The sequence below is a fragment of the Vibrio sp. 1978 genome (assembly GCF_033344345.1).
The window spans coordinates 211,878-221,166 of record NZ_JAWPOP010000001.1; the positions used below are offsets into that span (position 1 = coordinate 211,878).

Sequence of the window (9,289 nt, forward strand, 5' to 3'; positions counted from 1 at the left end):
ACAGAGTAAATAGTCTCATCGTTTACATTTTTGTCAATGACCGTGCTCAAGTATGAATGATGAACCACACCACATTCCGAACTTAACTTAGACTTTTTAAGTACTTATCGGTTAACCCGAAATACTTCAGGTTGCCATCTGGCTCCAAGACTAAGCTCATATTGGATGTAGAGATCATGCCCGGATCATTCGTTGAGAAAATAACGGTCTTATTGAGTAGTTTGTCGCTAAATAACCGCTTGAAGTAGTGGGAATTTTCTTGCTCTGCACCATTAAATGGCTCGTCAATGATAATCAAAGATTGTTCGCAGTTGCCTAGCCCTAATGCGAGCCGCAGTCTTTGTTGAATACCATTTGGTAAACTTTTACAGATATCAACGCTCAATTGAGTGTCCAGGCCTTGTGGCAACCATGTATCGAGCTCAAAGAAACTCACCATTTCACGCATTTTTTCTGTTGGGATTAACCCATTATGCAAGATGAAGTTAGTCTCCAAGGAGCCTTCAAAAATATGCAGGTTAAACGGGATGTAGTTAATCGAGGTTCGATAGCGGTAACTGTTGAATTGTTTGATGTTATAACCGTCCACCGAAACTGAGCCTTGATAGCGTTCCTCTAGCCCAGCGATAATAGAAATGAGCGTCGTTTTACCGCAACCTGTTGGTCCACAAATCACAACTTTTGCGCCCGGTGGAATTTTAAAACCAAGATTAGTTAAGCCTGTTGCCGCACCACTATAACGATGGCTCACACCAGAGCCGACGATACTACCTTGAAAGAGGCGAATAGGGGGGCTTTTCTCTAACGTTAGCTTATCGTCATTCATCGCCATAAGGTTGTTGATTTGCGCAGAAGACGCCTTAATGGATTGGAACTTAGAAATAGAGTTGTAGATGCCCATAATAGGCCCCAACGCCTTCCAGACTAAAATTACGGTAGCAAGCATTGCACCTGCATCGGAGGTGCCGTCCATCACGCCGATAACGGCCGCGACGATACTTGCGGTACCAATAACCTGAATCAAACTCCCGCCTGCTGCCTGAACCCTGCTATTAGTCACTGAAACATGTTCTGCATCGCTGGTGCTTTGTAAATGCGATGCGCTAAAGCGGGACTGGATAACACGCAATAATGGCAAGCCTTGGATGGTTTTTATACCACGAAGAATCTCATTCCATTGGTAAGAAACCATGGCGTTGGCGCGAGAGCTCTTGGACGTGGCTTGCGAGTAGATGTAACGAGAATAAACACAGAACACCAACATTAGAATCAACCCCGCCATAACGACTAGCGCTGCGGTACCAGACATAAGAGCAATGGCAATAATGAATACGATAACAAACGGCATGTCGAAGTAGCTTAATGTTGACTCTGCGGTTACCAAACGGCGGAAAGTGTCGATGTCCTTCAATCGTGCTAACTGAGAAGAGACACCAGCGGTAGATGTCATCGAATAAGGAAGCCACAACAGTTTGGATATTACGTTTTGAGAAATATGCACCGCCAAATCCTTTCCTGATGTGGCGATGATGTTGACCCGCATTTTCTTGAAAAAGTATTCCGAGAACCCAACAATCACAGCAAATAACGTGAGCCAATAAAGCGTGGCTTGCGAGCTAGAGGTTAAGGCGAAGTTGTACACACTCATAATAAAAAAGGGCTGGAGTGCGCCGAGAATGCTGACCACGAAGCTGAGAATAATCAGGCTTTTGAGTTCATTGTTGTAGCGATAAAACGCGTATTTAATCCAGTTACTGCGGTCTTGAGATTCAGGTGGCGGTTCTCGGAATAAGCGGGAGTATTCGCTGATCGAGACCAACAAGCACGGCTTCTTGCAGAGCGGGTATTCAATGGTGTTGTTATTTGTGTAATCAAACAGGATCAGTTTGCCGTCTTTAGTGCCCAAGAAAATCGCAGTGAGGTTTTCTATCTCGATAAAACAAGGATGAGGGTGCCCCTCGATGTGCTCCAACGTTTTTAATTTGGTGACGTCACAACGGTAACCAAGACGTTCAATCGTGGCAACAAAACTGTCGCTGTCTTTTGGTTTAGGGATAAAAGCATCACTGAGGATAGAAGGTGTGCCTTCCCATTCAAGCGCAATGAGGGTGTAAGCTAAACCACGAATCAAAGGTGACTGATTGTATCGCTCGTCATAACTGCGAGCCTCAAAGTCCAACAAGCGCTGAGGGACATTATTAAAATCAACCAAAATACTCATTGGTCACCTCCGGTAAGTTTGACGCGTTTGAGGCGATGATTAAGTTTGTCCATCTTGTTGCTGACGATGATGAGGATTTTGTCGTTGGCGCGATAGGCGGTACTGGTCAAAACCAATCGAGCAAAGTCGTCATCATAAACACAGTCGATATCGTCGAAGATCAACACACGTTTGTTCGCGAGTAAGGCACGCACTAACAACAAGGCATAAGCGACTTGGCGCGAGAATGGGTTGCGTAAATGTCCTTTAAGCTCGGTATAAAAACCAGCGGGAAGGGCATCGATTTGTGCTTTGATGTTCATGGTCTCGCAAAGCGCAAATGCGGTGTTGTTTAAGCTCGGGCGGAAACAAGTCAAGTTGTCGATGATGGTGCCTTCGACGAACGAATTGGTTTTGTCGACCATGAGCACGCTATTGCGCCAGACGTTGTAATTGACGTCATCGAGTGGTGTCTCGTTGATTTGGATATCGAGCTTGCTGTCGGTGTTTTGCCGCGTAATGCAGTTAGCGAGGTGGGTTTTGCCTGCGCCGCTTTTCCCTGTTAGCAAGTAAGCCTGACCGCGTTCAAACTCGATGCGTTGTTTTTCCGAATACTTCACCGAGATGCGCTCGACTTCTGTCGTGTCATTTTGTTGTTCTACAGATGCCGCAAGCTCAAGTAGTTCGGCGATACGTTGAATATGAAGCTTGTTCAACTCCCAGCGGCTCACCGTACGCATCACTTGTTGGTATGGGGCGAAGTAGCGGTTGGTAAGCATGATGATGGCTGCCATGATGCCTTGGCTAGATTGCATGTTGATAACTGCCGTTGCCAAAACCACCACCACACAAGCGATGGAGAGCTGTTGTATGAGCGACAAGATAAGGCTGAAGTTCGATTCGATTTGCTCGTATTTGATGTTCTCGACTTCACGTTCTTCCACCATTTGTGTCATCAAACTTTCGACGCGATATTCCATATTGCGCGCTTTGATATCGAGTGGGCTAGAGATGATCTCGATGATTTTCGACGTGGTTAAGCCTTCGATGTCGGATTTGTTTTCTAGGCTGTTGATTTTTTGCTTGGAAAGACTGAGTGCGAACACCGCCAAAACGATGGAGGCGAGCAAGATGGTCACCCCAGCCCAGATGTTGATTAGACCGATAATCAGAATGGTCAGTATGCTGACTGCAAGGTTGATCAATGCCCGTACAGATTCTCCGCCAAAGAAGGATTTAATCTCTGGAATGGTAGCAATACGCTCTAGGTATTCACCGGGTTCTAGGCGACGAAACTTCGATATCTCAGCCAAACAGATGGATTGAAACACCTTGTTGGTTAGGTTGGTTTCGAACTGCTTCATGATGACCGACGAAATCTTCTCTTCCTGATTTTTTAAGTGATAGTCGAGGAAGATGGTGATCAAGATAATGGCAAACAGAAGAAACAGTGTGTCTTTGGCTTGGTTAGGTAAAACTCGGTCAAAGATAATCAGAATCGAAAAGGGCAGTACTAAACCAAACAGTGTCGAGATGACCGTTGAGAAAGTCAGGTAACACTTGTCAGCAAAGTTAATCTTTTGGGAAAAATGCTCAGTTTGCATTGCGACCTCCTTTCTTAATCGATGGTTTGGAGAGAAGGTGTTTTGGAACTAAGTCTTGATTGCTTCTGCCTTCGATATCGCTCATCAACTGCATGATGCTTTCGATGGATTGCACCGACAACATGCCCTTGATTTGCTCAAGATTGATCGATTCAATGATGTAGTCATAACGCGCGCTCTCGTAATCACGTAGCGCGCTAAACAGTTTACTTTCCGCTGCCAGTAAGTCGGTAATGGTTCGCGTGCCAAGCTGGTAAGCGCGTTGAATGCCTTTGTAGGAAGCGTAGTTTGCACGGATGATGTTCTCGTAACTGCTGATGGCGCGGGAGAAGTCATTGATGTTGAGCACCGAGGTGTTAACGCTATTGCGCGTAGTGAACAACGAATCTTGGTACAGCAGCTCCGTTCGCTCGATGGCAGTCGACGATTTTTGATAACCGTAGTAATCCGAACCGCCGGAGAAAATTGGCACATTCAAGTTCAACCCGACGCTGGTCGAGTTACTGTCCCCTGTTGCGGTTGGGTCGGTTCGGTCATAGTTGTTCGCATCGTCGTAACGGTAACTGGCAGAGAGCGATACGGTCGGCACAAAGTTTGAACCGCTTTCTTTCAAGCCTCTTCGGCTGCGCTCGACGGTTTTCTTCGCAACCAATAAGTCGTTATTGAGCTTCAAAGCTTGTTCAAGAATCTCACGTTGTTCGGATTCGCTGATTTCCGCCAAGGGCACGCTTTCGTAGATGTCCTGTGATGGGGTGACTGGGTATTGAACTTGAATCTCTAAACCGTTCAAAATTACGCGCCGGTCTTTCTCTAAGGTTCTTAAGCGATTGGCAATGCCTTCTTTCTGGGCAATTACCTCATACAACTCGCTCGCCGCAGTGTTGCCAAGTTCCACGTTGCGACGCATTTGGCGCTCACGTGTTTCAGACGATTTAAGTTCTACTTGGGTGGCTTTGATTTGCGCGTTGTTTTTGAGGTATTCGAAATATTGCGTCGCGATTTCAGAAATGGTGCTCTGGATTTTGTTCTCGTGTTTGATTTCTTCAATGTTGAAATCAAGCTTCGCGGTGCCGTATTTAAAGATGTCACCAAGGTTAAACACCGATTGGGATAAAGACACACTGTAGCTGTTCGAGTTGTAGCTAGAACGTGTATCCGGTGTTCCCGTTAATATGGTTTCGTTTTCATTCCATGTGGTATCAGCAGCACCGTTTAAAGAGGGTAGAAACTTAGAACGGCTAATGTCGATGTTGTATTCGTTTTCTTCCACGCCTTTGTCACTAGCGCGCAGAGATAAGTTGTTTTCCAAGCCGAGTTTGACCGCCTCAAGCAAGGTGGTCGCCATTGCCGAAGGAGCATTGCTCAATGTAAGCGCTGCCAATACGCAGCTAGTTAAGTTTCTGTACCGCCACATACTTGTTGATCACCTTGATGATTTCGTCGTTTTTATAAGGTTTGCTGATCACGTAATCCATTCCTGCTTCGATACAAGCTTGGTGTTCATTACTGCTGGTCAATGCTGTCGCACCTATAATGGTGCAAGGGTTTTGCCCGCTCTCTTGTTCGTACTGTCGAATGCGTTTGGTTGCTTCAATACCGCCCATGCCTGGCATGATGCAGTCCATAAAGATGATGTCCGAGCGTTGATTTATGAAGTGCTGAACAGCGTCTGCGCCATCGCCAACGGTATCGGCTTCGTATTCTTGCTTGCTCAAAATACGTTTGAGTAGAATCTGTTGAACACGGTCATCTTCCACAATCAGGAATGAGCTGTTCTCCATCTGATCTTCAGAGGCTTCCGCTTCCATGATTGCTAACAGGTTAGGGATGAACTCATATGGAATCGCAGGAGAGTTCAGAATCTTGTCGACAAAGGTATGACTCTCTTGTGCTTGCTGAGTGCTAGTGACTGAAAGCAACAACTTCGTGTTCGGGTGATTGCGCAGTTGCGATTTCACCGTTTTGCTCAGTGAGGGCAGCTTGTTTGGCTCGAACGTGTCGGTCAGCATGATGGCATCGTATTCGCCAAAGGTTTTTGCAGCAGAGAAGAGTTCGTTCGGCGTTCGAATTGGCGTGATCTCCAAGCCCAAGTTGACTAACATTTTGTTCATTACATCAATGCGCAGCTGAGAGTTGGCACACAGCAACAAACGCTTATTGTCGAAGCGAGTTTTCTCGGTGTGGAAGCTTTTGGCTTTCAAATCGAGCTGAATTTGAAAACGTTCCTGATTGCCCGATTGATACCAATGGCTCTCGTAATAGCCATAATCTTTCAGTACGCTTTTAGCCAAATCGTCTTTGGTTGCAGTGTGCTGTTTATGGTCGCTCCAGTGTAGGGTATTGAGCTTGGCAAACGGCACATCCAGTGTGGTTAAGAAGTTTAGATTGATGGTCAAGCGGGTATTTTCAATGTCTGACGCCGCACCTGATTCAATGGTGACAAACAGTTTCTTGTCGGCTTTGAGTTGGATGGCATTTGATAGCTGTAGGAACAACACCCAGAATAAGCTGGTAGATTGTCCTTCAACACGGTTTGGTAAGTTATCTGAGATAAAGCAGTCTAGCTCACCTTCATTTCGCTGCACTTTTGAACTGATGTGAATCATCAATTCAGACAGTACATTCAGCAGTGAAAACTCTTTCGATTTGCTCTCGGTCCCTTGTGAAATGAGTCGGTTGTAGTTCTCTGCCAATTCAGACAGGGTATTGGCAGCCGAGGTTATATCTTGCGCCATCAACACTCCGCTCTCATCGGTCTCTTGAACGAGATATTGCACGCCGCCGTTAATGGTGTTGGTGATGCCACGAATCTCGTAACCAATCAGAGCATAGAGCTGCTTGTAGAGATCGTTATTGCGTTTTTGCTCTTCGAGTTTGCTGAAAATCAGTTTTAGGTGTGAGTAGATCTGACGCTGCTTAGGATTGATGCTCACTTCATTCAGCAACTCTTCCAACCTTTGTAAATCCAGTAGTTTGAGTTCTTGATAAAGCTCATCGAATTCTTGGTCAATGTCACGCTCATTCGAGCTGGATTTTTTCAGTTTAAGGATTGCCACCAAGTTCGATAGCACTGCGATACCAACCAGTACGACAACGACCACAAACAACCAAATGAAGAACTCGTTTTTCTCCATCATTAGGTCACTCGCATGGTTGTTAAATATGGTCCGGTAGTTGTCGTCCATTTGTAGGTAGTTATTGGTGAGCGAGAGGTACAGTGCCAACACATCGTCGCGTGTTTTTTGGCTGTCTGAGAAGCGATTGATTGCCAGTTCAAGCTGCGTGTATTCGGTCGCGCCCACCAAGCTAAACTCGGTTTTGTTGAGTGACGCGAGCGACTTAAATTGGTCAATTTCGTCTTTCAGAACCTCAAAATCAAGCTCTGTTGTACTGCAATAACGCGCGCTTAAACAGCGTTGAAGCGTTTGAATATCAAACTCGATAGTTTGGTTGAGCTGTTGAGCTTGAACCAACAGAGGCGCGTTTTGCACTTTCTCGACTGAATCCACTTTTTCCCAAGAGATATACAAATAAAAGGCGAGGGCAGCCAGCATCAAGCTGAAAGCGATGCTTAGGCGCATAACAGGAACGGAAATATTGTAAGAAGGTTTGCTACTCATCCATCACCTCTCATCGAATGCGTCTTCGATAGCCGACATTACCGGCTTCGCTGCGTATTCGATCACCCGGCGTGAACCTGTTTTCACGTCTGCGGTAAACTCCATATAAGGGGACAGCTTGTATTGTGTGCCTCCGCGCTCTAGATAGTTTTGACTGATTTGGATTTCCGCGAGATAGAATTCAGCGTCTTCTTCTTCATAAGAAGAACGGCTGATCGATGCAATTCGACCTTCCAAAAATCCGTATTTGGCAAAGTTGTAGGTATCCATCTTCACTTTGACCGCTTGTCCGATTTCTACAAAACCCATGTCTTTACGCGGGATCTTCGCCTCTCCGTGAAGGGCGTTATTGATCGGTGCAATGTCCGCGATGCTTTCACCTGGCGGTATCACAGCGGAGCGGAAGTTGAAGTGCACTTTATCTACTACACCGTCAATAGGGGCGTAAACCACGAGGCGATCCACTTTATCTGAGTGTTGAGGACGTAATATACGTTTCAACTTTAAGTCCTTGTTTGCTTGAATGATTTGTGCTTGATACTCGGCATTACGATTCTCCACCAAGTCTCGGTACTGCTTCTCTAGTTTGTCGAGTTGGAAACGCTCATTCATGACCGACTCATCAAGGTTTTCTATCTCACGCACCATGTTTGACTCTTGAACCTGCATATTCAGAACATCGACGTAAGACGCCATTTCCTCTTTGTACAAGGTGTTCTTAATATTGAGCTGCTTGCGTATCAAGGAGAGCTGGTTCTCGGAGCTTTTACGGCGCTTGAGCATTGAATCAATAAGCGAATTCTTATGTTGGATATCGTGAGTGATCAACTCTTCATTGGAACGGTTTTTAGAAAATTCTTGCTGCCAGGTATTCATGTTGACTTGCACTAATTCTGGGTAGTTTTCGATGTAGGCAGAAAAATCGGGTTCCACCATATCGCGCAGGCTTTCGTAACGAATCTTGTCTAGCTCTAGCTGAATGATCTCTGTGTTTACCGTATCGAGTTGAGTGTTTCTATCCAGAGAGCGAAGGCGTGCAATAGGCTGACCTTCGTAAACTACTTCGCCTTTGCGCACTAGCATTTCTTCTAGAATACCGCCTTCAAGGTGTTGCACTTTTTCGATGTCAGATTCGAGCAATAGCTCACCGCGCACCGACACCACAATGTCGATACGAGCCTGAGATGCCACGGCGATAGCCACCATGGAAAGCAAAAAGATAACCAGCAAGGTTTTGTGTACGCTGGTCATTGCACTGGCTAGCACGATTGTATCGTCTGTTGTTACCTTCGAAGCTTCGTTGTTCGAAACGAGCGCCTTTTTGAGGTGATGTTCTATTTGCTTATTACTCATGAGCCACCCCTACGATTCACTACCTGTGCGGCTATCGATTGAATTTTCGATTTTTAACAGCTGGCTAATTTGTTTGTTTACGTTGTTAAGCTCGGTTTTAACGTCCTCGATCAATTCATTAGGAGCAGGGAAATGGTGTTTGTTTAAGTGTTCAATCTTTGCCAATTTTGGTGGTAAGTCGTCATCACATAACAAGACGAGAATGGTCTTTAGTCTTTTTGAATAACATCTGAGTGCTTCAAAACGGTTTTGTTTATGCAGCATCTCAATATCAATCCCTGCGTCACTGAAATCTTGGTAAAAATCGCCTAATAGCAATTGCAGCCCTTTATGGCTGTTGTCGACTGAGCGCAACAGATTTGTCATATTTATCATTATCCCACCGCACTAATTGCTTTAATGACAACAAGTAAGGATCTTTATACTGGGTTTTCAAATTTTTTTGTTTTTATGGAACTCGAAAGGTATGAAAAAAGTTGTATAAAAAAGTTGGTTTCTAAAAATGGTGTCCT

At 45.3% G+C, this 9,289-nt stretch carries 6 protein-coding genes; all 6 read right to left on the reverse strand.

Going from position 1 to position 9,289, the window contains the following annotated elements; translation table 11 throughout:
• Window positions 1-82 precede the first annotated feature (82 nt).
• The 6 genes from R8N49_RS00980 to R8N49_RS01005 are packed head-to-tail and all read right to left on the reverse strand — an operon-like array spanning window position 83 to window position 9,155.
• Entirely contained in the window at window positions 83-2,221 is a 2,139-nt protein-coding gene (locus R8N49_RS00980) for an ATP-binding cassette domain-containing protein (protein ID WP_170897022.1), read from the reverse strand.
• Complete coding sequence (locus tag R8N49_RS00985; RefSeq protein WP_054701322.1) at window positions 2,218-3,804, reverse strand: ATP-binding cassette domain-containing protein; 1,587 nt, start codon at window positions 3,802-3,804, stop codon at window positions 2,218-2,220. The genes R8N49_RS00980 and R8N49_RS00985 overlap by 4 nt, the downstream gene beginning before the upstream one ends.
• The gene (locus R8N49_RS00990; RefSeq protein ID WP_053307835.1) at window positions 3,794-5,218 is read right to left on the reverse strand and encodes a TolC family protein; all 1,425 of its coding nucleotides are present in this window, start codon (window positions 5,216-5,218) and stop codon (window positions 3,794-3,796) included. The genes R8N49_RS00985 and R8N49_RS00990 overlap by 11 nt, the downstream gene beginning before the upstream one ends.
• Window positions 5,193-7,424, reverse strand: a complete 2,232-nt coding sequence (locus R8N49_RS00995; protein ID WP_170897020.1) for a response regulator — start codon at window positions 7,422-7,424, stop codon at window positions 5,193-5,195. The genes R8N49_RS00990 and R8N49_RS00995 overlap by 26 nt, the downstream gene beginning before the upstream one ends.
• A gap of 3 nt (window positions 7,425-7,427) precedes the next feature.
• Entirely contained in the window at window positions 7,428-8,777 is a 1,350-nt protein-coding gene (locus R8N49_RS01000) for an HlyD family type I secretion periplasmic adaptor subunit (protein WP_053307833.1), read from the reverse strand.
• Between the two features lie 9 nt (window positions 8,778-8,786).
• Window positions 8,787-9,155 carry a hypothetical protein gene (locus R8N49_RS01005; RefSeq protein WP_025998718.1) on the reverse strand — a complete coding sequence of 123 codons (369 nt, stop codon included), beginning with the start codon at window positions 9,153-9,155 and terminating at the stop codon, window positions 8,787-8,789.
• Between the last annotated feature and the right edge of the window lie 134 nt (window positions 9,156-9,289).